Annotated in this window: 23 protein-coding genes and 1 tRNA gene; 10 read left to right on the forward strand and 14 right to left on the reverse strand. The window is 71.1% G+C overall.

Features of this window, described 5'->3' with window-relative positions; genetic code table 11:
- Positions 1-14: 14 nt before the first annotated feature.
- The 3 genes from AB0K80_RS00625 to AB0K80_RS00635 all read left to right on the forward strand — a co-directional run bounded on the left by AB0K80_RS00625 (position 15) and on the right by AB0K80_RS00635 (position 3234).
- A complete protein-coding gene (locus tag AB0K80_RS00625; protein WP_365664371.1) occupies positions 15-1652 on the forward strand; it encodes an alkaline phosphatase D family protein in 1638 nt (545 codons plus the stop codon).
- Between the two features lie 320 nt (positions 1653-1972).
- Positions 1973-2422, forward strand: a complete 450-nt coding sequence (locus AB0K80_RS00630) for a DoxX family protein (protein ID WP_365664373.1) — start codon at positions 1973-1975, stop codon at positions 2420-2422.
- 206 nt (positions 2423-2628) lie between these two features.
- Positions 2629-3234, forward strand: a complete 606-nt coding sequence (locus AB0K80_RS00635) for a VTT domain-containing protein (RefSeq protein WP_365664375.1) — start codon at positions 2629-2631, stop codon at positions 3232-3234.
- 65 nt (positions 3235-3299) lie between these two features.
- Here AB0K80_RS00635 and AB0K80_RS00640 read toward each other — a convergent pair whose 3' ends face one another.
- Positions 3300-3530: a DUF2277 domain-containing protein gene (locus AB0K80_RS00640; protein ID WP_365664377.1), complete on the reverse strand. Its 231-nt coding sequence runs from the start codon at positions 3528-3530 to the stop codon at positions 3300-3302.
- Between the two features lie 94 nt (positions 3531-3624).
- On the opposite strand from AB0K80_RS00640, the gene AB0K80_RS00645 reads away from it, so the two are divergent.
- Positions 3625-3975 carry a hypothetical protein gene (locus AB0K80_RS00645; protein ID WP_365664379.1) on the forward strand — a complete coding sequence of 117 codons (351 nt, stop codon included), beginning with the start codon at positions 3625-3627 and terminating at the stop codon, positions 3973-3975.
- 42 nt (positions 3976-4017) lie between these two features.
- On the opposite strand, the gene AB0K80_RS00650 is transcribed toward AB0K80_RS00645, so the two are convergent.
- From AB0K80_RS00650 to AB0K80_RS00665, 4 genes are all read right to left on the reverse strand, one after another.
- Complete coding sequence (locus AB0K80_RS00650) at positions 4018-4692, reverse strand: DUF305 domain-containing protein (protein ID WP_365664928.1); 675 nt, start codon at positions 4690-4692, stop codon at positions 4018-4020.
- Between the two features lie 91 nt (positions 4693-4783).
- Complete coding sequence (locus tag AB0K80_RS00655) at positions 4784-5224, reverse strand: DUF6153 family protein (protein WP_365664380.1); 441 nt, start codon at positions 5222-5224, stop codon at positions 4784-4786.
- A 54-nt stretch (positions 5225-5278) separates the two neighbouring features.
- Positions 5279-5713: a VOC family protein gene (locus AB0K80_RS00660; RefSeq protein ID WP_365664382.1), complete on the reverse strand. Its 435-nt coding sequence runs from the start codon at positions 5711-5713 to the stop codon at positions 5279-5281.
- A 109-nt stretch (positions 5714-5822) separates the two neighbouring features.
- Positions 5823-5894, reverse strand: a tRNA-Val gene (locus AB0K80_RS00665).
- A 214-nt stretch (positions 5895-6108) separates the two neighbouring features.
- Between AB0K80_RS00665 and AB0K80_RS00670 the strand changes: the two genes are divergently transcribed.
- The 3 genes from AB0K80_RS00670 to AB0K80_RS00680 all read left to right on the forward strand — a co-directional run bounded on the left by AB0K80_RS00670 (position 6109) and on the right by AB0K80_RS00680 (position 8840).
- On the forward strand, positions 6109-7536 hold the full coding sequence (locus tag AB0K80_RS00670) for a hypothetical protein (protein ID WP_365664930.1): 1428 nt from the start codon (positions 6109-6111) through the stop codon (positions 7534-7536).
- A gap of 71 nt (positions 7537-7607) precedes the next feature.
- Entirely contained in the window at positions 7608-7823 is a 216-nt protein-coding gene (locus AB0K80_RS00675; RefSeq protein WP_365664384.1) for a zinc ribbon domain-containing protein, read from the forward strand.
- A gap of 174 nt (positions 7824-7997) precedes the next feature.
- Positions 7998-8840 (forward strand): DedA family protein, encoded by an 843-nt coding sequence (locus AB0K80_RS00680; RefSeq protein WP_365664386.1) that lies wholly within the window; start codon positions 7998-8000, stop codon positions 8838-8840.
- Here AB0K80_RS00680 and AB0K80_RS00685 read toward each other — a convergent pair.
- Genes AB0K80_RS00685 through AB0K80_RS00695 form a run of 3 tightly spaced genes read right to left on the reverse strand, consistent with a single transcriptional unit; the run spans position 8758 to position 13301 of the window.
- On the reverse strand, positions 8758-9570 hold the full coding sequence (locus AB0K80_RS00685; protein ID WP_365664388.1) for an HAD family hydrolase: 813 nt from the start codon (positions 9568-9570) through the stop codon (positions 8758-8760). The two genes, AB0K80_RS00680 and AB0K80_RS00685, sit on opposite strands and share 83 nt — an antisense overlap.
- Complete coding sequence (locus AB0K80_RS00690; protein WP_365664390.1) at positions 9570-12125, reverse strand: phosphoribosyltransferase; 2556 nt, start codon at positions 12123-12125, stop codon at positions 9570-9572. Before AB0K80_RS00690 ends, AB0K80_RS00685 begins: the two co-directional genes overlap by 1 nt.
- Positions 12126-12134: 9 nt before the next feature.
- Positions 12135-13301, reverse strand: a complete 1167-nt coding sequence (locus AB0K80_RS00695) for an HpcH/HpaI aldolase/citrate lyase family protein (RefSeq protein ID WP_365664392.1) — start codon at positions 13299-13301, stop codon at positions 12135-12137.
- A 173-nt stretch (positions 13302-13474) separates the two neighbouring features.
- On the opposite strand from AB0K80_RS00695, the gene AB0K80_RS00700 reads away from it, so the two are divergent.
- A complete protein-coding gene (locus AB0K80_RS00700) occupies positions 13475-14413 on the forward strand; it encodes a TerD family protein (RefSeq protein ID WP_365664394.1) in 939 nt (312 codons plus the stop codon).
- Positions 14414-14445: 32 nt separating this feature from the next.
- Here AB0K80_RS00700 and AB0K80_RS00705 read toward each other — a convergent pair whose 3' ends face one another.
- The 6 genes from AB0K80_RS00705 to AB0K80_RS00730 form a co-directional block, all read right to left on the reverse strand.
- Positions 14446-15183, reverse strand: coding sequence for a Tellurium resistance (locus tag AB0K80_RS00705; RefSeq protein ID WP_365664396.1), 738 nt, complete (start codon positions 15181-15183; stop codon positions 14446-14448).
- A 100-nt stretch (positions 15184-15283) separates the two neighbouring features.
- The gene (locus AB0K80_RS00710) at positions 15284-16426 is read right to left on the reverse strand and encodes a DUF475 domain-containing protein (protein ID WP_365664398.1); all 1143 of its coding nucleotides are present in this window, start codon (positions 16424-16426) and stop codon (positions 15284-15286) included.
- A gap of 49 nt (positions 16427-16475) precedes the next feature.
- Complete coding sequence (locus tag AB0K80_RS00715) at positions 16476-17051, reverse strand: TerD family protein (protein WP_365664400.1); 576 nt, start codon at positions 17049-17051, stop codon at positions 16476-16478.
- Positions 17052-17154: 103 nt separating this feature from the next.
- Entirely contained in the window at positions 17155-17730 is a 576-nt protein-coding gene (locus tag AB0K80_RS00720) for a TerD family protein (protein WP_365664402.1), read from the reverse strand.
- Between the two features lie 172 nt (positions 17731-17902).
- Positions 17903-18382 carry a peroxiredoxin gene (locus AB0K80_RS00725; protein ID WP_365664404.1) on the reverse strand — a complete coding sequence of 160 codons (480 nt, stop codon included), beginning with the start codon at positions 18380-18382 and terminating at the stop codon, positions 17903-17905.
- A gap of 156 nt (positions 18383-18538) precedes the next feature.
- Entirely contained in the window at positions 18539-18976 is a 438-nt protein-coding gene (locus AB0K80_RS00730) for a DUF3052 domain-containing protein (protein ID WP_365664406.1), read from the reverse strand.
- Between the two features lie 342 nt (positions 18977-19318).
- On the opposite strand from AB0K80_RS00730, the gene aceE reads away from it, so the two are divergent.
- Positions 19319-22066, forward strand: coding sequence for a pyruvate dehydrogenase (acetyl-transferring), homodimeric type (gene aceE / locus AB0K80_RS00735; protein WP_365664408.1), 2748 nt, complete (start codon positions 19319-19321; stop codon positions 22064-22066).
- A gap of 80 nt (positions 22067-22146) precedes the next feature.
- Positions 22147-22881: a potassium channel family protein gene (locus AB0K80_RS00740; RefSeq protein WP_365664410.1), complete on the forward strand. Its 735-nt coding sequence runs from the start codon at positions 22147-22149 to the stop codon at positions 22879-22881.
- Positions 22882-22950 lie beyond the last annotated feature (69 nt).

The following is a 22950-nucleotide window of genomic DNA, read 5'->3' on the forward strand; positions in this document are numbered from 1 at the left end:
GAGAGGGGATCGCCATGGCCGATCTGCGTCTGGGACCACTGCTGCGCTACACGGACGGCTCGTCCGCGACCATCTGGGTCGAGGCGACCCGGCCGTGTACCGCCGAGGTGCGCTGCGCCGACGGCGCCGGCGGCACGGCCCGCACCTTCCAGATCGCGGGCCACCACTACGCGCTGGTGCCGGTGACCGGTCTGACGGCCGGTACGGCGACGACGTACGAGGTCCTCCTCGACGGCACCCGGGTGTGGCCGCTGCCCGACTCCCCCTTCCCGCCGTCGGCGATCCACGCGCCGGGCCGGGACGACCGCCTGCGGGTCGCCTTCGGCTCCTGCCGCTGGGCCGCCCCTCCGGCAGGAGAGGACGACCCGGTCGGCCCCGACGCCCTGGACGCGCTGGCCACCCGTCTCGCGGCCGACCCGGAGGGCGAGCGCCCGGACGTCCTGCTGCTGCTCGGCGACCAGGTGTACGCCGACGAGACCTCCGACAGCACCCAGCGCTGGCTGGCGGCCCGCCGCGACCTGAAGGAGCCGCCGGGCAGCGGGGTGGCGGACTACGAGGAGTACACGCACCTCTACTACGAATCGTGGCTCGACGAGCGGATCCGCTGGCTGCTGTCCACCGTGCCCAGCTGCATGATCTTCGACGACCATGACGTGATCGACGACTGGAACACCTCCGCCGCCTGGCTCGCCGACATGCGGGCCACCGACTGGTGGCAGGAGCGGCTGCTGAGCGGCCTGATGTCGTACTGGGTCCACCAGCACCTGGGCAACATCTCACCCGAGGAGCTGGCGGCCGACCCCGTGTACGAGGCGGTCCGCGCGGTCCCCGACGGCACCGACGTGCTGCGCACCTTCGCCGCCCGGGCGGACGCCGCCCCGGACACGGCCCGCTGGAGCTACCGGCGCGACTTCGGGCGCGTACGGCTGGTGATGGTGGACAGCCGGGCGGCCCGGGTCCTCGCCGAGGACGACCGCGCGATGCTCGACCCGGGCGAGGAGGCCTGGCTGCGCGCACAGGTGCTCGACACGCCCGGCAGTTACGACCACCTCCTCCTCGGCACCTCCCTGCCCTGGCTGCTCCCGCACCTGGTGCACGACGCGGAGGGCTGGAACGCGGCGCTGTGCCACGGGGAGCGCGGCCCCCGCTGGGCACGGCTCGGGGAGAAGGTACGGCGGGCGGCCGACCTCGAGCACTGGCCGGCGTTCCCCGAGTCCTTCGCCGGGCTGGCGGAGCTGATCGCCGAGGCCGGTTCGGGGCCGGACGCTCCGGCGACGGTGTGCGTGCTGTCGGGGGATGTGCACCACGCGTACATCGCCGAACCGTCCTGGCCGGCCGGCGGGCCCGACGCCCGGGTCGTGCAGCTGGTCTGCTCCCCCGTCCACAACTCCGTCCCCCTGTCGATCCGCCTGGCCTTCCGCGTCGGCTGGAACGCGGCGTTCCGGGCCTTCGGCCGTCTGCTCGCCCGCCACGGCCGCCTGGCCCGCCCTCCGGTGACCTGGCGCAAGACGGGCGGCCCCTGGTTCGGCAACCAGCTCATGACCCTTGATCTGCGCGGCCGTTCCGCCCGGCTCCGGCTGGAACAGGCACGGGCGCGGGAGGAGACGGGTCCCGACCTGACCACGCTCCTCGACACCGAGCTGGCTCCCTGACCTGCCCGACAGGTCGTCAGATCGGCGCTACCGCAAGGAGGTTGCTTCCGGAGTGCCGGCGCATGACGGGCCGTGGACGACAGTGACGGACACCGGGCAAGGTGTGGTTTCGGTCACACCGATGGATGTCGACGCGGTGACGAAAGCGGCCCCAGGTGCGGCTACGTCCGGCGAGGTGCGCCCCACGGGAGGTAATCCAATGGCCAAATGTTGAACTTGAAAGCATTCGGCGGGGTCACCTAGCGTGGGATTACCAACCGGTTCTGTCCCCGGACCGGCCCGCACCCATGCGCCGGCCAACCGAAGGAGCGTCCCCCCACATGACCGAACGCCTCAATACCGCACAGCCGTACGCCCTAGGCCTGTTCCGCATCGTCATGGGCCTGCTCTTCGCCTGCCACGGCGCGATGGGGCTCTTCGGCGCCTTCGGCGGCGTCGACGGCAAGGGCGGCAGCGCCGCGACCGGGGTCTGGCCCAACTGGTACGCCGCTGCCATCGAGTTGGTCGGCGGCACCCTGGTCCTGCTGGGCCTGGGCACCCGTATCGCGGCGTTCCTCTGCTCGGGCGCGATGGCCTACGCCTACTTCAAGGTCCACCAGCCCGACGCGCTGTGGCCGATAGAGAACAACGGTGAGGGCGCGGCCATGTACTGCTGGGCCATGTTCCTGCTGATCTTCACCGGCTCCGGCGCCTTCGGCGTCGACCGGCTGCTGACGAGGCGTTCGTCGGCGCAGAGGCCGGCGCCGGAGCAGGCGCCGGTGGCGGCCTGATCCTCGTCCGTCGCGAGACCGGGCGGTGCCCTCCCCGTACGCCGGGAGGGACACCGCCCGGTGCCATGTCCGGCCTCCTGCGCCCCAGTTGCCCCGCTGATCACACCCGGGCGTAGGCTCTGTGGCTGTCATCGGCCACTCCTGCCGCTCCCCCCGCGACATCGCGCGGCACGGTCTGGCCCACGGGGGAGTCACGGGGAGTCGTGGTGCGGGAGAGTGTGGGGCTGCTGACCGGCAGCCCGTGGATCTATGCGGTGGTGGCCCTGTCGGTGCTGCTCGACGTGTTCCTGCCGGTGCTGCCCAGCGGCGTGCTGGTGATCACCGCCGCCACGGCGGCGGCCGCCGGCCGGGCGGACGACGTGCCCGACATCCTCGCCCTGACGCTCTGCGCGGCCACCGCCTCCGTGCTGGGCGACCTGGTGGCCTACCGCCTCGCCTGGCGCGGCGGGGCCCGGCTGGACCGCGCGATCGCCCGCTCCCGCCGCCTGAGCAGCGCGCAGGAACGTCTCGGCGCGGCCCTGGCCCGGGATGGTGGCGCCCTGGTGGTCCTCGCCCGTTTCGCCCCCGCGGGCCGCTCGGTGGTCTCCCTCGGCGCCGGCGCCGCGCGCCGCAGGGTGCGCGAGTTCCTGCCCTGGTCGGCCCTGGCGGGCCTGTCCTGGGCCCTCTACAGCGTCACTCTCGGCTACCTCGGCGCCCACTGGCTGGGCGCGACGTGGCTGGCCACGGCCGTGTCGGTGGCAGCGCTGTTCGGCGCGGGGGCAGCGGCGGCGTACCTCATGCGCAGACAGCCGCGGGTGTCGGAGGCGTCGTAGTTCGCAGGGCACCCCGCCCGCACCCGGTCGGGCCCGGTCGGGCCCCGCCCCGTACCCGCCCGGGCCTATCCCGCCCGGCGGGACGCGGCCCCCCGTACCTCCAGGCCCTCCAGCAGCTCGGCCGTGGCCTCGGCGATCGCGTCCACGGCCCGGTCGAACACCTCCCGGTTGTGTGCGGCCGGCGCCCGGAAGCCGGACACCTTCCGTACGTACTGCAAGGCGGCGGCCCGAATGTCCTCCTCCGTGGCCTCCTCGGGCAGCACGGGGGGACGCAGCGTCTTGATACTCCGGCACATGCCCCCAGTCTCGCGCCTGACTCCCCCCGAAGCACGGGTACGGAGGCACATCAGAAACTCGCCACCCTAAATCGAACAGGCGTATCATTGGGTCGTGGCAACGACCTATGACTTTCCGAGTGACCTCCTCGCCGGTCAGGAGGAACTGCATCAGGTCCGGGCCGAGCTGTCGGCCCTGCTGAAGCGGCTGCCCTGGTCGGTCGAGCCGCTGGACGGCTTCAGTGACGACAACGGCTGGCGCAAGGTGGAACGCCCCGCCTCGCCCGGCTGGACCGCCGACGAACAGGCCGAGGTGGAGAAGCTCCGCAAGCGCGAGCACGAACTCGCGGTGTTCGTCAGCACCCACCGCTACTGGTCGGAACTCAGCGGCCCCGACCGCGTGACCGCCCGCTCCCAGCTGAAGCACGCCCACGAGGCCCCGCCCGAGCAGGCCGAGAAGGAATGAGGTGCGGGTGGGGAGAGCCGGGCCCTCCCCACCCCGACGCTGTCAGCCCTTGCCGAGCAGCTTCTTCATCTCGGCGATCTCGGCCGTCTGGGCCGTGACGATGTCGTCGGCCATGGCCTTGGCCGGACCGTACCGGCCCTTGTCCTGCTCCGTCGTGGCCATCTCCACGGCCCCCTCGTGGTGCTCCACCATCATCGTCAGGAACATCGTGTCGAAGGCCTCGCCCGAGGCCTTCTCCAGCATCGCCATGTCCTGCCCGCCCATCATCCCGGGCATCCCGGCGTGAGCCGAGTGATCCATCCCGGACGACGGCTCCGGCACGTCCTCACCCCAGGCCTTCAGCCAGCCGGTCATGGTCCTGATCTCCGGGTCCTGCGCCTTCTCGATCCGCGCGGCGAGGTCCTTGACCTTCCCGGAGGAGGCCCGGCCGTCGGCCAGCCGCGCCATCTCCAGCGCCTGCCGGTGGTGCGGGATCATGCCCTGCGCGAAGGAGACGTCCTGCGCGTTGTGCGCGCCGGCCGAGGCGTCGGCGCTCGCCGCGGCCCCGGCACCGGCACCGGCACCGGGCGACGACGTGGCGCTCGGCGACGACGTGGCGCCGTGCCCGCTGCCACCGCTGTCGCCGTCGCCACCACAGGCGGCCAGGACGAGCCCGGCGGCCGCCGTCACCGCGACCAGGGCGGCACGGCGCGTCAGGGGACGAATACTGCGGGTCATGCTGCTCATGCGTGAACTCCTGCTGATGCTGAGAAAGGGGATGTGCGGCACGCCGATGCACCGCGCCACTCAGGCGCGGCGCGGTCGCGGCCTATATCCGCAGGAGTTGGAGTTCGGCCAGATCGGGCGGCGCACGCCCACCGTCCCGAGCCGCCGCCGCGTACGTCCGCAGCGTCTCAGTCCGTACGGGCACGGGGACCGGGTCGACGACGAGCGCCGGCAGCACCGGCCCGCCACTGACCGCCGCCGACGCACAGGTCGGATCGGCGTGCTGGGCGTGCCCGCCGCCGCAGGGCCCGTCGGGACACTCACCGTCCACCGACAGGGCGACAACGGCGGCCCCAAGCGCCTCATGGGTCCCGGCGGCGACCGCTGTGGACGGCCCGGCGTGGGAGTGCCCCGGGGCGGCGCCGCCCGGAGCGAGACCGTGCATCGCGAGCAGCCCCGCCAGCAGTCCGAGCACGCACACGGCCCGCCACCACCGCACGGGCGGTCGCGGGTCTCGCTGCTCGGGGCTGTGCACGGGGCTCATCCTAGAAGACCGTCCGCAGCAGGGCGGCTTCCGCCCCGCCGTCCCGGCGGATGCTCAGTCGAGACAGAACTCGTTCCCCTCGACGTCCTGCATCGTGATGCAGGACTCGTTGTCCTCATCGGCGGGCAGGAGCCGCACGCGTACCGCGCCGAGCTCGACCAGCCGCGCGCACTCCGCCTCGAGCACGGCCAGGCGCTCTTCACCCACCAGTCCGGTGGCGACCCGCACGTCGAGATGGACCCGGTTCTTGGCCGTCTTCCCTTCGGGAACACGCTGGAAGTACAGGCGCGGTCCCACACCCGAGGGATCGACGCACGCGAACCACGAACCCCGCTCCTCAGGCGGCAGCGAACGCCCGTATTCGTCCCACGTCGCGAACCCCTCCGGGGGCTGCGGTACGACGTACCCCAGCACCTCACACCAGAAGCGGCCGACGCGCTCGGGTTCCGCGCAGTCGAAGGTGACCTGGACCTGCTTGACCGATGCCATCGGGCCACGATAGCAGCGGCATTTCCCGCCCAATTCCCGGCGCTTGCAGATGACTTGCCCAGACTGCCGCAGGCCCCTCACCGATCCGGTGAGGGGCCTGCGGCGTGTGTGGGCGCGGACGGTTTCGAACCGCCGACATCCTGCTTGTAAGGCAGGCGCTCTACCCCTGAGCTACGCACCCGGGACGACTCGACAGCCTACCTTGCCCGGCACCCGGTCCGGCAAACCCGTATCCGCCCCTGTCGAACACGGAAGCCGCCCGCCGGATCTTCGCCGACTCGGCGCCCACCACGGCAAGTCACCGTCAGGACGGCGAACTGACCGGCCCGTGTGTTCGTCTCCGACCGGTGGGAGAATGGCACCGGGCAGGGTGGACGACAGTGCGGGAGAGCAATGTGACGGCGACACCAGCGCAGCCGTACTCGCCGTTGGTGCCGTGCGTCCGTCGTGTAAGTCATGTCCTCGGCTCCGTACGCCGTCCCCTCCCGGGCGCCCCCGGCGGCCCGGTCCGTGACGCGCTCATGCTGATGGGGCTGCCGCTGGCCGCCGCCCTGATGTTGCCCGCCGCGTTCGCCGGTGGCGGTACCCGGCGCTGGTTCGGCGGGCGGGCCGAGAGCCAGCGCGCCGAGGCGCAGGCCGCCAAGGACGCGGCGGCGGCCGCCTTCTACGAGCTCGACACCGCGCAGCGGGACCTGCGGATCTCGATCGAGACGATCAGCGCCGTCGACGACTCCCCCGCCGCCCGGCGCGCGGTCGCCGACTTCGAGGCGCTGGGCCGGCGCATCGACGAGGCCAGCAGCCGCTACATCGACGCCGTCGACAGCCACGACCTCGACCGCGACGACCTTCAGGCGTCGGCCGCCTCCCGCGCCCGCACCGAGCTGACCGCCGCCAAGGACGAGCTCGAACGGGTCAAGCAGGAGCTCGACCGGTTCGCCGGCAGCCTCGGGCCGCTGATCGGCAAGGCCGAGACGCAGCTCGCCCGGCTCGCTCCCGCCGTCGAACGTGCCCGGCAGGCCCTGCTCGCCGCCTCCAACGCCCTGGACTCCGTACGAGCCTCGGGCCTTAAGGCCGACGACCTCGCCGCCCGGCTCGCCGCCCTGTCGCCGGAGCTGACCAAGCTGAACCAGGGCGCCGGGCAGCACGGCGTGCCCCAGACCCTGGAGCGGGCCGAGCGGGTCACCCGGCAGGCCGAGGCCATCCGCGTGGAAGCCGGACGGCTGCCCGAGCGCGCCGCCGAGATCGACCACCGCCTGGTCTCCCTGCGCACCCGGGCCGAGGCCCTCACCACCCGGACCGAGCAGGTCGAGCCGGTGCTGAGCGAGCTGCGCCGGCGCTTCACGCTGGCCTGCTGGCAGGACCTGCAGCACGTGCCCGAGCAGGCCGCTGAGACCGTACGGCAGGCCGAGCGGAAGCTGGCCGAGGCCCGGGCCGCCCGGGACGAGCAGCGCTGGGCGGACGCCACCGCCCTGCTGTCGACCGTACGAGCCCTGCTGAACTCCACCGACGACGCCGTGTCGGCCGCCGGCGACCGCCTGCGGCGCCTGAACGCCGTGCAGAAGGATCCCCAGCAGGAGATCGACCGCACCCGCTTCGCCATCCGTGACGCGCAGCGCCTGGCCATGACCGGCCGCACCACCCCCGACCCGCGCCATGCCCGCCCCCTGGACGACTCGGTCGCCCGCCTGGACCGCGCCATCGCCACTCTGGAAGGCCGCCACCCTGACTACTGGCACTTCCTGACCGAGACCGAGGCGGTACGGCAGACGGTCGCCCGGGTGGTGACCCAGATCCGGGAGGAACGCGGAGCGGGACCGCACTGACCGGCGACAGTCCTGCGCGGCGTCCTGCCCGCCCCGGCCGAAGGGCCCCAGCCGCCGGTTAACCTGTGCTCATGCCTCGCTACGAGTACCGCTGCCGTACCTGCGGCGACACCTTCGAACTCAGCCGTCCGATGGCGGAGTCCTCCGCTCCCGCCGCCTGCCCCGCCGGCCACGACGACACGGTGAAGCTCCTGTCCACGGTCGCGGTCGGCGGCACGTCCTCCTCGGCACCGGGCCCCGCGCCCCGCGCCGGCGGCGGCTGCTGCGGCGGAGGATGCTGCGGCTGACACCGGGCCCCACGGGCCTGTCAGCCACCCGCACCGGCACGGGCGTCCGCTCCAGCCAGGCCACGACCGGCAGCATGGCCAGTCCGGGCCACCATTCCCGGCTGCGGTCGACCGCAGGGCATCGTGCGGTTTTCCTCAGGGTCTCTTCAGCCACGATTTTCTAGCGTGGTCGTCATGACAGCCATCGCAGCGCACACGATCACGGCGCATCCGACGGCCGGGGCGGCGCCGGCTCAGGTCCTCGCCGCGGACAGTGGTGCCGCACCGCAGTGGGTCCTGGACCTGATGGACGCGCTGGGCGCGCCGGGTGCGGGCCTGGCCATCGCGCTGGAGAACCTCTTCCCTCCCCTGCCGAGCGAGGTCATCCTGCCGCTCGCCGGATTCGCGGCGGGCAGCGGCCGCATGAGCCTGCTCGCCGCCCTGCTGTGGACGACGGCGGGCTCGGTGATCGGCGCGCTCGCGCTGTACGGGGTCGGTGCGCTGCTCGGCCGGGACCGGACGGTGGCGATGGCCGCCCGGCTGCCGCTCGTGAAGGTCTCGGACATCGAGCGGACCGAGGCGTGGTTCCTGCGGCACGGCACCAAGGCGGTCTTCTTCGGCCGGATGATCCCGATCTTCCGCAGCCTGATATCCGTGCCGGCGGGCGTCGAGCGTATGCGTCTGCCGGTTTTCCTCGGCCTGACCGCGCTGGGCAGCGCGATATGGAACACCGCGTTCGTGCTCGCCGGTTACGCGCTGGGGGACAACTGGCCCGAGGTCACCCGCGTCGTATCGGCGTACTCGAAGGTGGTCCTCGCCGTGGCCGCGCTGGCGGTGCTGGCGTTCCTCGCCGTGCGCCTGCTGCGTCGCGGGGGTGGCCGGCGCCGGCGGGAACGCGCAGGCGCTGCCCTCCCCGGGGACCGGGACGACACCGAGGATGTGGAGGACGCGGCCGTCAGCGTGCCGTCCGGACCGCCCGCAGGAACTCCCGCAGGATCCGTTCGCCCGCCAGCACACCGCGCTCGGGAAGCACGCTGATCGCCGGGGCCGTCCAGCCGGCGTCGGCCAGCTCGCCGTGGCCGGGCCGCCAGCCGCGGTCCGCGGCGAGCAGCAGGTCGGCGTCGAGGAGGGAGTCTCCGGCGGCGAGGGTGAGGGTGGCGCCGGCCCGGCGGGCGACCTCGTGCAGGGCCGCGCTCTTGGTGAGCGGCTTGGGCACCGCGTAGATCTTGCGGCCCTGAAGGGAGACCGTCCAGCCGCGGTTCTCCGCCCACACCGCGAGTTCCTTCACCCAGTCCTCGTGCAGCAGGTCCCGTTCGACGACGAGGTAGGCGAACAGGTCCTCGGCGATGCGGTGCTTGCGGACCCAGACCGGGTCGGCGGAGCGCATCAGGTGTTCGCTCACCTCCGCCAGGGGTGCGCACTCGTCGGCCAGCCGTGCCGTCACCCGTGCGTGCCAGTCCGGGTCGGACACACCGTCCACCAGCAGGTGCCCGCCGTTGGCGCAGATCGCGTACTTCGGCGGCGGACCCGGCAGGTTGATGCGCTGGTACTGCTTGCGGGTGCGCGTCGTGGTCGGCACGAACAGGGCGGTGTCGCCGAGGTCGGTGAGGAGCTGGGCCGCCGTCTCCGTCATGTACGACAGCGGCTTGCTCTCGTGGACCTCGACACACAGCAGCCGGGGCGCCCGGGCGTCCGGCATGGTCAGCGCGAGAGCAGCGGAGGAGTAGATCAGCGTGCGATCGAGATCGCTGGCGACGATCACCGGCATCAGACCGTCACCGCCTTCCCGTCGGCGCCGGTCGCGCCGCGGGTGTACTTGGGGTGGATCAGGCCGACACAGGTGTAGGGCAGGCCGGCGACCTCCTCGACGGGGACGCCCCGCTGTGCGGCCAGCAGGCGGACGTGGTCGAGGTCGCTGCCCGCGCCGGCCCGGGCCAGCACCTTCCAGGGCACCCGGCGCAGCAGAACGCGGGTGGTCTCGCCGACGCCGGGCTTGACGAGGTTCACGTCGTGGATGCCGTACTCCTCGCTGATGCGTTCGACAGCCGCCCAGCCCTCCCAGGTGGGGGTGCGGTCGGTGGCGAGCAGTTCCTTGGCCTGGGTGCCGACCGCCTCGGCGACCTCCGTGAAGCGGGAGGACACCGCGTCCAGGAAGGCCACCGAGACGTCGGCGCCTGCGAGTTCCCGGTAGAACTTCGCGCCGTGGTAGTCGTGCGGGCCGACCAGGTCCGCCCGCAGCACCGTGCGGGAGATCAGGCCGGAGACCGTCGAGTTCAGGCAGGCGGAGGGGATGAGGAAGTCCTCGCGGGTGCCGTAGGTCCGCACGCACGCGCCGGGGTCGGCCAGGACCGCGATCTCCGGGTCGAATCCGGTGATGCCGTCGGACTTCTCCAACTCCGCCAGGGCCTGGGCGAGTTCGCGGGTGATGGCGCCCTTGCCGGTCCAGCCGTCGACGAAGACGACGTCACGCGGGTCGTGGTGCTGGTTCAGCCAGCGCAGCGCGTTGGCGTCGATACCGCGGCCGCGGACGATGGAGACGGCGTAGTGCGGCAGGTCCAGGCCGTGCCGGTACTGGGCCCAGCGGCGCATCAGGATGCCGATCGGCGTGCCGGCCCGGGCCAGGGAGACCAGCACCGGCCGGGGCGACCGCTCCGCGAGGACCGTCTCGGTGACGACGCCGACCGCCTGGGCGATCCGGGCCGCCGAGGCGTCCAGGGCCGCATGGAACAGCTGCTGGTACCGCTCGCTGGGCTGGTACTCCACCGGCAGCGACTCGGCGTAGTGGGCGCCGCCGCTCTGGATCGCCTCCTCGCGTTCCTCGGTGGGGGCCTCCAGCGTCACCTCCGACAGGTCCTGCAACAGCCAGCCGACCTCCTCCGGCGCGTACGAGGAGAAGGCGGGGCCGCGAAGGGGCTCGGGCAGCATGGAGGACCTTTCGGGAACATGCGCGGGCTCGGGCACGTACGACGGTACGACCGCGAGAAGGACCTGCGGGGTGTGCGCGGCGAGCCGGGCGAGCAGGCCGTCGGGCGCGTGCAGGGCGGGGGTGTCGGCGACCGAGTCGACGACGGCCACGACGGCGTCGAAGCCGGCGCCGGCGACGTTGTAGGCGTAGCGGTCGCCGGGGCCGTCGGCGGGGTCGTCGTGCGCGGGGAAGACCAGGCGGGTGCGTATCGCGTAGCCGGGGTCGTCGACGGCGAGGACGGGCGAGCGGGTGGTGGTGGAGTAGCGCACCTCGGCGCGCACCGTCCGCTCCAGTGCGCAGGCCAGGCGCAGCGGTGCGTACATCAACTCCTCGTTGCCGAGGACGAGTACGCGCCGGGCGTCGGCGGGCAGTGCCTCGGCGAGCCGGGCGGCCATCGCGGGCAGGGCGGCCTCCAGCCGTGCCCGGTGCGCGGGCGTGAACCCGTGCCGCCCGCCGTCGGGCAGTCCCCGCGGCCAGCGCAGGTCGACGCGGGTGACCCGGCCCTGCGGCGACGCCTCTTGCCGGGCCTGCGCCGTCTCGTACCGGGCCACCAGCTGCTGCCCCTTCTCCAGGACGCCGTCGGGCAGCGTCACCGTGCCCGAGGCGGCGGCGACCAGGTCGATGCGGGCGCCGATCTCGTGGGCGAAGGCGTCCAGCCGGCCGGCGTCGGCGGCCGAGCGCATGTCGACCAGGGCGACCACGACGTACCGGCGGCGCGGGTAGCGGGCGTGCAGGTCGCGGATGGTGTTCAGGACCGTGTTGCCGGTGGAGAACTCGTCGTCGACCAGGACCAGCGGCCCGTCGCCGGCCAGCAGCGCCCGGTCCTTGGGCAGCAGCAGGTGCGAGGTCGCGTGGGAGTGCGACTCCTCGAAGCCGCCCGCCGGGGCGACACCGGCCACCGGGCGGCGGGTGGAGTGCAGGTAGGGCGTGGTGCCCAGGCCGTCGGCGACCGAGTGGCCGAGTCCGGTAGCGGTCTCCGCGTAGCCGAGGACGACCGCCCGGTCCGCGTCGCCCTCGCCCAGCAGCGCGCGCACCCGCCGGCCGAGGGCGACCCCGTGGCCGTACACGACGGACGGCGACTGCGGGACGTGCTTGCCGAGCACGTTCGACACGAGCAGGTGGGCCCGCTTGGGGTTGCGGCGCAGCGCGAGCCCCAGCAGCTCGGTCAGGGTGTCGTCACCGGCCAGCTCGACACCGAGCCGCTCGGCGACCCAGCGGCCCGACCAGACACCGCCGGCCTCGCCGGCACCGTCTGCCCTGCCGTCCGCCGCCCCGGCCGGCGCCGCGCGCCGCACCTCGGGGAGCTCCCCCTCGTTCACTGCCTTCTCCCTGCGTTCCTGGCCTCGCGTTTCCTGCATTGTGCCTGGTCAGTCGGGCAGCCCGGCGGCGAGCAGCTCCACGAAGCCGATGTCCTCGTTGGCGACGCCGAACACCTCGGCGCGCAGCAGGGTCCGCTCGGCCCAGGCCCGGTGCGGCTTCACCTCGTTCATCTTGTTCGTGTACGCCGACCTCAGCACACCCCCGCCGCAGCGCTCGGGCTTCAGGATGTCCTGGGCGTCGCTGAACTCCTCGTGGCTGACCACCGACAGCGCGTGCACCGCGGGCACGTGGGAGGGGTGGATGCACGTCTTGCCCAGCAGACCGTTGGCGTGGTCCAGGGAGATCTCCCTGAGCAGGCCGTCCATGGCGTGCTCGATCAGCTTCTCGCGCAGTTCGACGGCCTGCACCTCCAGGAAGGGGCTCTGCCGCAGCTGCGGCTTGAACATGCGCTCCTGGACCCGGAAGTACTCCCACACCGGCCCGGTCACGGTGAAGCCGGTGCCGTCGGCCCGCCCCAGCATGTTCACCACGTCGCCGATCACGGAGGCGACGATCTGGACGTCGTACGCGGTCATGTCGGGGGCCCGGCGCAGCCCGTAGGAGGAACAGAAGTCCGTCACGCCCAGGCGCAGGGCGAGGACCCGGTCGCGGTACTTGTCGACCGCGCGGTAGATGCCCTCCAGGGTCGCCACCCGCGACTCCCGGTACAGCAGCTCGGGCGACTCCAGGACCGGCATGGCGAACAGGCGCCGGCCGGTCTCGGCTTCGGCGGCGGCCAGCGCCTCCAGGAAGGGGATGCCGCGTTCCTCGGTGAACTTGGGCAGCACGAAACCGGACAGCAGCCGCACGGCCGGGCCGAGGCGCCGGGCCAGGTCGGGTATCTGCTCGGGGACGCGGACCCGTATGAACAGCAGCGGCAGATCGGCGCCGGGCCGCTGCGCGAGGTCCGTGAAGTGCCGGACGAGGTTCTCCTCACCGGCCGCCACGTCGCCGTCGCCGATCGAGTCCTCCAGACACAGCACCATCGACACCACACCGCGTCCGGCCTGCTTGAGGATGTCGTCGGCGAGCCGGGGCCGGGTGGCGGGGCTGTACAGGGTGGCGCCCAGGGCCGCGGACAGCAGCCGGGCCGGGGAGTCCGGCGTGAACACGCACGGCTCCTGGTGGAAGAGACGCTTCCGCACCTCAGGGGCAAGGTGCCCGTAGTGACGCATAGAACTCCCCCGTGGTGACTGGGCGACCTGTGAATGTCGGAAGGTGGCCGGTAATAGTACGTAGATCTGCGTGTCCCGGGTTCCCCCCGGTCATGAATTTCAAGTAACTCGCCTGTGTCCGGGGCCTACCCCCGCGTTGTCGTGGCCAGGACCGAGAAGGCAGGATGACGGGCATGACGCACGCGATGCTGAAGGGGTCGAACGTCCCGCTCGAGGCCACCACGGTGCGCGCCGTGCTGCGCTGGACGCCCGGGCAGGGGGTGCCGGACGTCGACGCTTCCGCGCTCCTCCTCGGCCCCGACGGTCGTGTGCGCTGCGACGAGGACTTCGTCTTCTACAACCAGCCCCGGCATCCCTCGGGGAAGGTCTGGTGGCTGGGCAAGAAGCGGGCCGCCGAGGGCCCCACCGACACGATCCAGACAGATCTCGCCGGTGTCGAGTCCGAGGTCAGCCGGATCCTGCTGGTCGCGTCGGCGGACGACGTCCCCTTCGAGCAGGTGCCGGCGCTGCGCATCCTGCTGTTCGACGCCACGGTCACCGACGGGGAGCCGTTGGCGTACTTCGACGTCAAGCCGCAGACCGGCAAGGAGACCGCGCTGATCTGCGGTGAGCTGTACCGGCGTGGGGAGGGCTGGAAGTTCCGTGCCCTGGGCGAGGGGTACACCAACGGCCTGAAGGGCCTGGCGACCCAGTACGGCATCACGGTGGACGAGTCGGAGGCCGCGCAGGAGGAGCGGCCCGGGGCGGCCGCGACCGCCGCTGCGACACCGTCGGCGTCGGCCGCCACCCAGCCGGTGCCCTCCCCGCCCGCACCCGAGACGTCCCAGCCGCTGCCGCCGGAGCAGCCCACGGTGGCGCCGGTCCCGCCCACGGCGCCTCCGCCGCCGACCGGGGTTCCGTCCCAGCCGGCGTACGGCTACCCGCAGCAGCCGGCGGCGGCGCAGCCGGCCTACGGCTACCCGCACCCGACCAGCCGGCCGACCTACGGCTATCCGCAGGCGCCGGCGGCCACCGCGGGCCGGTCCGGTTACGGCTTCCCGCCCCCGGCCGCCCCGGCCCCCGACCCGGACTTCACGCTGCCGCCGCAGGGGCCGCAGTTCATCGGCCGCTAGCGGTCAGGCGCCCTTGCGGTGGGCGGCGGACTTCACCGCTCCACCTTGCTCTTGTAGCCCCGTCCCCACTGCAGGCCCCACCCGTACAGCCGGTCCAGCTCGGCCTGGAAGCCGTACACGAACTTGACCTCGCGCCGGACGACGATCTCGTTCTTCACGTTCTCGATCAGCACCACGGCACAGGAGCGGGCCTGCGGATGCCGTTCGTCGAGGCCTATCTCGATGCGCGGCCCGTTGCTGGGGAACAGCGTGACGATGGCGTGCGTACGGTCGAACGCCGGTGTCTGGTCGTAGATGTAGACGAAGACCAGCAGGCGTTTGAGGGCGTCGCGGTGGTCGAGGTTGATGTACATCGTCTCGCCGGACGCCGAGCCGAACCGGTCGTCCCCGCTGAGTTTGACGTACGGCGGTTCGTTGACGGCGCCGAGGAAACCGCCCAGCGGCTGGACGACTCCCTTGGTGCCGTCGGTGAGCTCGTACAGGCAGCCGAGGTCGAGGTCGACGTTGACCATGCTCTGGCTGTGGCCCATGACCTCCGGGGGCTTCAGCGCCCGGAACGGGTGCCTGAGCAGGCTCTCGCGCTGCGAGCCGCCGAAGTCGGAGGTCCGCATCCGCCAGGAGAGATTGATCCGGAGGTGGCCCGAGGCCGCTCCCTGCTTGGTCAGCGACACCGTGTGGTGCCGTTTGGTCAGCTCGATGGCGTTGGAGCCGGGGCTGCCCGAGTCGAACTCGGCCGCGCGTCCGCCCCGCAGACCGTCGAAAATGCCCATGTCCCGCCCCTGTCCGTCCGTCGTCAACGCAGCGGGGCGGCCGTCGAGGAGTCGTCCTCGCCGGCCGCCCCGCACAGAGCGTTCCTCACGCGGAAGGTCGTCACACCCCGGACGAGACCTCGGTCTTCTCGTCCGAGCCGGCTTCTCCCCCGGCCGCCGCGAGCGCGCGGTTGCGGCGCACGGAGGACCAGAAGGACCAGCCGATCAGCACCACGCCGACGAGGCCGGTGACGATCTCGTTGATCTCGTACTGGATGGTGACGAGCAGGATCACGGCGAGCGCGCCGATCGCGTAGTGCGCGCCGTGCTCGAGGTAGACGTAGTCGTCCAGGGTGCCCTGGCGGACCAGGTAGACCGTGAGCGACCGGACGTACATGGCGCCGATGCCGAGGCCGAGGGCCATCAGGACGATGTCGTTGGTGATCGCGAAGGCGCCGATCACGCCGTCGAAGGAGAAGGACGCGTCCAGGACCTCCAGGTAGAGGAACATGAAGAACGCGGCCTTGCCGGCGAGGGCGACCGCCGAGCGGGGCTTGCCGGTGCGTTCGGCCTCTTCCTCCTCCTCGTGTTCGCGTTCCTCCTCCTCTTCGAGCTTGTCCTCGAAGTAGCCGGAGAGACCGCCCACGATCATGTAGGTGACCAGGCCCGCGATGCCGGAGATCAGGACCGTCTGCGCCTTGTCCGCGTGCCCGGCGTGCAGGTGCGCGTGGGTCGCGAAGGTCATCGAGGTGATCAGCAGGACGATCAGGGCGATGCAGACCGACAGCATGTCGACCTTGCCGAGCTTGGCCAGCGGCCGCTCCAGCCAGCTCAGCCACTTGATGTCCCGGTCCTCGAAGATGAAGTCCAGGAAGATCATCAACAGGAACATGCCGCCGAACGCCGCGATCGCCGGGTGGGCGTCGGTGACGAGCTCCTGGTAACGGTCCTTGTTGGTCAGCGCGAGATCGACGGCCTCGATCGGCCCGAGCTTGGCGCTGATGGCCACGATCACGACCGGGAAGACCAGGCGCATGCCGAAGACGGCGATCAGCACACCGACCGTGAGGAAGATCTTCTGCCAGAAGGCATTCATCTTCTTCAGGATTCCGGCGTTGACCACCGCGTTGTCGAAGGACAGCGAGATCTCGAGAACGGAGAGGATCGCCACGATGCCGAAGGCGGTCCACCCCCCGTACAGGACCGCTGCGACCAGGCCGAGCGCGGTGACCGCGAACGACCACCCGAAGGTTTTCAGAACCACTGGCTACCCAATCGTGTGTGTACGGGGCTCCCCCGCGCCGTACCCGGCTTTACGAAACATTGACTCCGAAGTCTAGAGCGATGCCCCGCAGCCCCGACGCGTACCCCTGACCGACCGCCCTGAACTTCCATTCGCCCTGGTACCGGTAGACCTCGCCGAAGATCATCGCGGTCTCGGTGGAGGCGTCCTCGCTCAGGTCGTAGCGGGCGAGTTCCTGGCCGTCGGCCTGGTTGACCACGCGGATGAAGGCGTTGCTGACCTGGCCGAAGGTCTGGCCGCGCTCGTCGGCCAGGTGGATGGAGACCGGGAAGACGATCTTGTCAACCTGGGGCGGCACCTTGGACAGGTCGACCAGGATCGACTCGTCGTCGCCTTCGCCCTCGCCGGTCAGGTTGTCGCCGGTGTGCTGCACCGAGCCGTCCGGGCTGGTGAGCTGGTTGTAGAAGATGAACCACTCGTCCCCGAGCACCCGCCCGCCGCTGCACAGCAGGGCGCTGGCGTCGAGGTCGAAGGGGGCTCCGGTGGTGGAGCGCGCGTCCCAGCCGAGCCCGATCATCACCTGCGTGAGGTTCGGTGCGGCCTTGGACAGGGAGACGTTGCCTCCCTTGGCGAGCGTGACGCCCATGATCTGGTCCCTCCCCGAGGTGATGCTTACTGGCTGTCCTGCGCGTCCGGCGCCGCACGTAAACCGTGCGACGCCGGACAGAGACCTTTGGCAGACGAACGACTCAGACGTTCACGCCGAAGTCCTGCGCGATGCCGCGCAGACCCGAGGCGTAGCCCTGGCCGATGGCGCGGAACTTCCACTCCGCGCCGTGCCGGTACAGCTCACCGAAGACCATGGCGGTCTCGGTGGAGGCGTCCTCGCTCAGGTCGTAGCGGGCGATCTCCTGTCCGCCGGCCTGGTTCACGACGCGGATGAACGCGTTGCGGACCTGGCCGAAGGACTGCTGGCGGTTCTCGGCGTCGTAGATGGAGACCGGGAAGACGATCTTGTCGACGTCGGCCGGGACCGCCGCGAGGTTGACCTTGATCTGCTCGTCGTCGCCCTCGCCCTCACCGGTGAGGTTGTCACCGGTGTGCTCGACGGAGCCGTCCGGGCTCTTGAGGTTGTTGAAGAAGACGAAGTGCTGGTCGCTGGCGACCTTGCCGGAGTTGTTCAGCAGCAGCGCGCTGGCATCCAGGTCGAAGTCGGTGCCGGTCGTGGTGCGGACGTCCCACCCCAGACCGACGATGACCGCGGTCAGGCCGGGGGCCTCCTTGGTCAGCGATACGTTGCCGCCCTTGCTGAGGCTGACTCCCACGAGTCCTCCATTGGTGTCCAGGGGCGGGATGCCCCGTAGTGCTGGATGTCGTGACAACGAGTCGATCCTAGTGACGGGTTCCCGCCCCCCGCAGGCCCTGGAGCCGGAGAATCACAGGGTGTCGGCCCTTTCCGGCCGCGCCCCGCGGGGCCGGCCGCGCGCGACGGCCGCCTCAGAGGGTGTCGAGTGCCTTCACGTACGCGTTCAGGTCGCGCGCGTCCGGCAGGCCGTTGACGACGGTCCACCGCACCACGCCCTCCTTGTCGATGATGAAGGTCCCGCGCACGGCGCAACCCTTGTCCTCGTCGAAGACGCCGTAGGCGCGCGAGACGTTGCCGTGCGGCCAGAAGTCGCTCAGCAGCGGGTACTCCAGGCCCTCCTGCTCGGCGAAGACGCGCAGGGTGTGGATGGAGTCGTTGGAGACGGCGAGCACCTGGGTGTCGCGGTCGGAGAAGCGCGGCAGGTTGTCGCGCAGCTCGCACAGCTCGCCGGTGCACACGCCGGTGAAGGCGAAGGGGTAGAAGAGCAGCACCACGTTCTGCCGACCGCGGAAGTCGGAGAGCCTGACGGTCGCTCCGTGGTTGTCCTTGAGCTCGAAGTCGGGAGCCTTCTCGCCGACCTGGACGACCTGGTTGGCCATGGTCCTGTTCATCCCTTCGGAGGTTGTTCGGGCGAGAACACCCTACGCAGGGGCCTCCACATGCCGACGGGCGGGCCGACCTGAGTCAGCCCGCCCATCCGTACGACTGGTGTGTCGAACCTGGTCCGTCTGCGTGGATCTGCGGATCTCCGGCGCTCGAAGGGATCTCTAGCGCTTGGACTTCGCCGCCTTGGGCGTCGCCAGCCGGCTGCCGCTCCAGTCCTTGCCCACGCTGACGCTCTTGGACGCCGTCAGGCCGGCCGTCGTGGCGGCCTCCGAGATGTCGCTCGGCTCCACATACCCCGCACGGCCGGTCTTCGGCGTGAGGAGCAGGATCGCGCCGCCCTCTTCGATGTACGTGGTGGCATCCACCAGCGCATCCGTCAGGTCGCCGTCGTCGTCACGGAACCACAGCACAACGGCGTCGGCCACGTCGTCGTAGTCCTCGTCCACAAGGTCGCCCTCGATGGCTTCCTCGATGGCCTCGCGGAGTTCCTGGTCCACGTCGTCGTCGTAGCCGATCTCCTGGACCACCTGCCCGGGCTGGAACCCCAGCCTGGCGGCAGGGTTCGTCCGCTCCTCCGCGTGGTCCGCGGTCGCGCTCACGGGTTGCCTCCTGATCATGTCTTGGGAAATATCTCAGCCACGCGCGTGCGCGAAGCATTGGCCGTAGTCCACACGGGCGGGACGGATCGCGCAAGTACCCGGCCGTTCAGACCGCCGAAACGGTGACGATCCAGGCCGTGTCACCGCAACTCCCTGCACACCCATCATGGGCCGAGGTGACGCACACCACACCTTTCTGCCCTCTTTGCACGTTTGGGAATCGTCTGTGGGCCACCGGCCCTGGTTACCGCCCAGTAGAGGTGACGTTTGCCGCCCCGAGGTACACGATGGGGAACGGTGCAGGCACACCCGAACAGCGGCTCTAGACAGGTAAGGAACAGCGTGGCTTCCGCATCCGATCGCAACCCGATCATCATTGGCGGCCTTCCGAGTCAGGTTCCTGACTTCGATCCCGAAGAGACCCAGGAGTGGCTCGACTCCCTCGACGCCGCCGTGGACCAGCGCGGCCGGGAGCGGGCCCGCTACCTGATGCTGCGGCTGATCGAGCGGGCCCGCGAGAAGCGCGTGGCCGTGCCCGAGATGCGCAGCACGGACTACGTCAACACCATCCCCACCAAGAGCGAGCCGTTCTTCCCGGGCAACGAGGAGATCGAGCGCAAGATCCTCAACGCGACCCGCTGGAACGCGGCCGTGATGGTGTCCCGGGCCCAGCGCCCGGGCATCGGCGTCGGCGGCCACATCGCCACCTTCGCCTCCTCCGCCTCGCTCTACGACGTGGGCTTCAACCACTTCTTCCGCGGCAAGGACGAGGGCGACGGCGGCGACCAGGTCTTCTTCCAGGGGCACGCCTCGCCGGGCATCTACGCCCGCGCGTTCCTGCTGGACCGGCTGACCGAGCAGCACCTGGACGGCTTCCGCCAGGAGAAGTCCAAGTCGCCGTACGGGCTCTCCAGCTACCCGCACCCGCGGCTGATGCCGGACTTCTGGGAGTTCCCGACGGTGTCGATGGGCCTGGGCCCGATCGGCGCGATCTACCAGGCGCGGATGAACCGCTACATGCACGCGCGCGGGATCGCCGACACCTCGAAGTCGCACGTGTGGGCCTTCCTCGGCGACGGCGAGATGGACGAGCCGGAGTCGCTCGGCCAGCTCACCCTCGCCGCCCGCGAGGGGCTGGACAACCTGACCTTCGTGGTCAACTGCAACCTCCAGCGGCTCGACGGCCCGGTGCGCGGCAACGGCAAGGTCATCCAGGAGCTGGAGTCGGTCTTCCGGGGCGCCGGCTGGAACGTGATCAAGCTGATCTGGGACCGCTCCTGGGACCCGCTGCTCGCGCAGGACCGGGACGGCATCCTGGTCAACAAGATGAACACCACGCCGGACGGGCAGTTCCAGACGTACGCCACCGAGTCCGGGGCCTACATCCGCGAGCACTTCTTCGGCGACGACCACCGGCTGCGCGCGATGGTCGAGAACATGACCGACGACCAGATCCTGCACCTGGGCCGTGGCGGTCACGACCACCGCAAGATCTACGCGGCGTACAAGGCGGCCGTGGAGCACAAGGGCCAGCCGACGGTCATCCTGGCCAAGACGATCAAGGGCTGGACGCTGGGCCCGAACTTCGAGGGCCGCAACGCCACCCACCAGATGAAGAAGCTGACGGTCGACGACCTCAAGCGCTTCCGGGACCGTCTGCACCTGCCGATCTCCGACAAGGAGCTGGAGTCCGGCCTGCCGCCGTACTACCACCCGGGCCGGGACTCGGAGGAGATCCAGTACATGCACGACCGCCGCAGGAGCCTCGGCGGGTACGTGCCCACCCGGGTGGTGCGGTCCAAGCCGCTGGCCCTCCCCGACGACAAGACGTACGCGACCGTGAAGAAGGGCTCCGGTCAGCAGTCCATCGCGACGACCATGGCCTTTGTCCGTCTCCTCAAGGACCTCATGCGGGACAAGGAGATCGGCAAGCGGTTCGTGCTGATCGCGCCGGACGAGTACCGCACCTTCGGCATGGACTCGTTCTTCCCGAGCGCGAAGATCTACAACCCGTTGGGCCAGCAGTACGAGGCGGTCGACCGCGACCTGCTGCTCGCCTACAAGGAGTCGCCGCAGGGCCAGATGCTGCACGACGGCATCTCGGAGGCGGGCTGCACGGCCTCCCTGATCGCGGCGGGCTCGGCCTACGCCACGCACGGCGAACCGCTGATCCCGGTCTACGTCTTCTACTCGATGTTCGGTTTCCAGCGCACCGGCGACCAGTTCTGGCAGATGGCCGACCAGCTGGCGCGCGGTTTCGTGCTGGGCGCGACCGCGGGACGTACGACCCTGACCGGTGAGGGCCTCCAGCACGCGGACGGCCACTCCCAGCTGCTGGCCTCGACGAACCCCGGGTGCGTGGCGTACGACCCGGCGTTCGGCTTCGAGATCGCGCACATCGTCAAGGACGGTCTGCGCCGGATGTACGGCAGCTCGGAGGAGCACCCGCACGGCGAGGACGTCTTCTACTACCTGACCGTCTACAACGAGCCGATCCAGCACCCGGCCGAGCCGGAGAACGTGGACGTCGAGGGCATCCTCAAGGGCATCTACCGCTTCAGCGAGGGCACGGCGGGCTCCATCCCGGCGCAGATCATGGCGTCCGGCGTGGCCCTGCCCTGGGCGATCGAGGCGCAGCGCATCCTCGCCGAGGAGTGGAACGTGAAGGCCGACGTGTGGTCCGCGACCTCCTGGAACGAGCTGCGGCGCGACGCGGTGGCCTGCGAGGAGCACAACCTGCTGCATCCCGAGGAGGAGCAGCGGGTGCCGTACGTGACGCGGAAGCTGGCCGGCGCGCAGGGACCGTTCGTGGCTGTCTCCGACTGGATGCGGTCGGTTCCGGACCAGATCGCGCGCTGGGTGCCGGGGACGTACCAGTCGCTCGGCGCGGACGGTTTCGGCTTCGCCGACACCCGGGGCGCGGCCCGCCGGTTCTTCCACATCGACGCGCAGTCGATCGTGGTGGCGGTGCTCACCGAGCTGGCCCGGGAGGGCAAGATCGACCGGTCGGTCCTCAAGCAGGCCATCGACCGCTACCAGCTGCTCGACGTGTCGGCGGCCGACCCGGGCGTGGCGGGCGGCGACGCGTAGCACACGCCGCTGTCAAGGGGTGGTGCACCGGCCCGAACGCGCCGGCTGCACCACCCCTTCACGTTTCCTACGATTCGGCCATGCAGCAGCAGTCGGCCCAAGCCCGTTGGGAACACCACACACAGCGGCCGCTCTTCGGCCTGGCCCTGGCCTTCGCCGTCGCCTACGCCGTGCCGATCGTCCGGCCCGACGCGGGCCGGGACGTCGTCGAGGTGTGCACGGCGGTGGAGTGGGTCGTGTGGGGGGCTTTCGCCCTCGACTACCTCGCCCGGCTCGTCCTCGCCGAGCGGCACCTGGACTTCGTTAGGACGCACTGGCTCGACCTGGCGGCCGTGGTGCTGCCGCTGGTGCAGCCGCTGCGGCTGCTGCGGCTGGTGTCGACGCTGCTGCTGGTCGGGCAGCGGGCACGGATGGCGTCGCAGATCCGGCTCACGACGTATGTCGCCGGGTCGGTGGTCGGGCTGCTGATGTTCGGGTCGCTGGCGGTGCTGTCGGTGGAGCGGGACTCACCGGAGGGGAACATCCGGACGCTGGGTGACGCGGTGTGGTGGTCGTTCACCACGATGACGACGGTGGGGTACGGGGACCACGCGCCGACGACCGGGCTCGGGCGGATGCTGGCGGTCGGGCTGATGCTGTCCGGGATCGCGCTGCTCGGTGTGGTGACCGCGAACATCGCGGCGTGGTTCATCGCGCGGTTCGAGAAGGACGACATGGAGGAGCGGCGGCAGACCCAGGCGATCCGGGAACTGGCCGAGGAGGTGCGGGCGTTGCGCGCGGAGGTGGCGGCGCTGAAGTCCGAGCGGGTCGAGTAGCCCGACTGCCCGCGGGGCTGGGCCGGCCGGACGGAAGGCGGGCCCCCGGCCGCACCGCCGGAGGCCCGT

The sequence above is a fragment of the Streptomyces sp. NPDC052682 genome, from assembly GCF_040678435.1.
GTDB lineage: Bacteria > Actinomycetota > Actinomycetes > Streptomycetales > Streptomycetaceae > Streptomyces.

Excerpts from the sequence above, each read along its gene's own strand:
- AB0K80_RS00625 (WP_365664371.1), top strand. The coding sequence starts at position 15 with ATGGCCGATCTGCGTCTGGGACCACTGCTGCGCTACACGGACGGCTCG.
- AB0K80_RS00630 (WP_365664373.1), top strand. The coding sequence starts at position 1,973 with ATGACCGAACGCCTCAATACCGCACAGCCGTACGCCCTAGGCCTGTTC.
- AB0K80_RS00640 (WP_365664377.1), bottom strand. The coding sequence starts at position 3,530 with ATGTGCCGGAGTATCAAGACGCTGCGTCCCCCCGTGCTGCCCGAGGAG.
- AB0K80_RS00650 (WP_365664928.1), bottom strand. The coding sequence starts at position 4,692 with ATGACCCGCAGTATTCGTCCCCTGACGCGCCGTGCCGCCCTGGTCGCG.
- AB0K80_RS00655 (WP_365664380.1), bottom strand. The coding sequence starts at position 5,224 with ATGAGCCCCGTGCACAGCCCCGAGCAGCGAGACCCGCGACCGCCCGTG.
- AB0K80_RS00660 (WP_365664382.1), bottom strand. The coding sequence starts at position 5,713 with ATGGCATCGGTCAAGCAGGTCCAGGTCACCTTCGACTGCGCGGAACCC.
- AB0K80_RS00675 (WP_365664384.1), top strand. The coding sequence starts at position 7,608 with ATGCCTCGCTACGAGTACCGCTGCCGTACCTGCGGCGACACCTTCGAA.
- AB0K80_RS00680 (WP_365664386.1), top strand. The coding sequence starts at position 7,998 with ATGACAGCCATCGCAGCGCACACGATCACGGCGCATCCGACGGCCGGG.
- AB0K80_RS00685 (WP_365664388.1), bottom strand. The coding sequence starts at position 9,570 with ATGCCGGTGATCGTCGCCAGCGATCTCGATCGCACGCTGATCTACTCC.
- AB0K80_RS00690 (WP_365664390.1), bottom strand. The coding sequence starts at position 12,125 with ATGCAGGAAACGCGAGGCCAGGAACGCAGGGAGAAGGCAGTGAACGAG.
- AB0K80_RS00695 (WP_365664392.1), bottom strand. The coding sequence starts at position 13,301 with ATGCGTCACTACGGGCACCTTGCCCCTGAGGTGCGGAAGCGTCTCTTC.
- AB0K80_RS00700 (WP_365664394.1), top strand. The coding sequence starts at position 13,475 with ATGACGCACGCGATGCTGAAGGGGTCGAACGTCCCGCTCGAGGCCACC.
- AB0K80_RS00705 (WP_365664396.1), bottom strand. The coding sequence starts at position 15,183 with ATGGGCATTTTCGACGGTCTGCGGGGCGGACGCGCGGCCGAGTTCGAC.
- AB0K80_RS00715 (WP_365664400.1), bottom strand. The coding sequence starts at position 17,051 with ATGGGCGTCACGCTCGCCAAGGGAGGCAACGTCTCCCTGTCCAAGGCC.
- AB0K80_RS00725 (WP_365664404.1), bottom strand. The coding sequence starts at position 18,382 with ATGAACAGGACCATGGCCAACCAGGTCGTCCAGGTCGGCGAGAAGGCT.
- AB0K80_RS00740 (WP_365664410.1), top strand. The coding sequence starts at position 22,147 with ATGCAGCAGCAGTCGGCCCAAGCCCGTTGGGAACACCACACACAGCGG.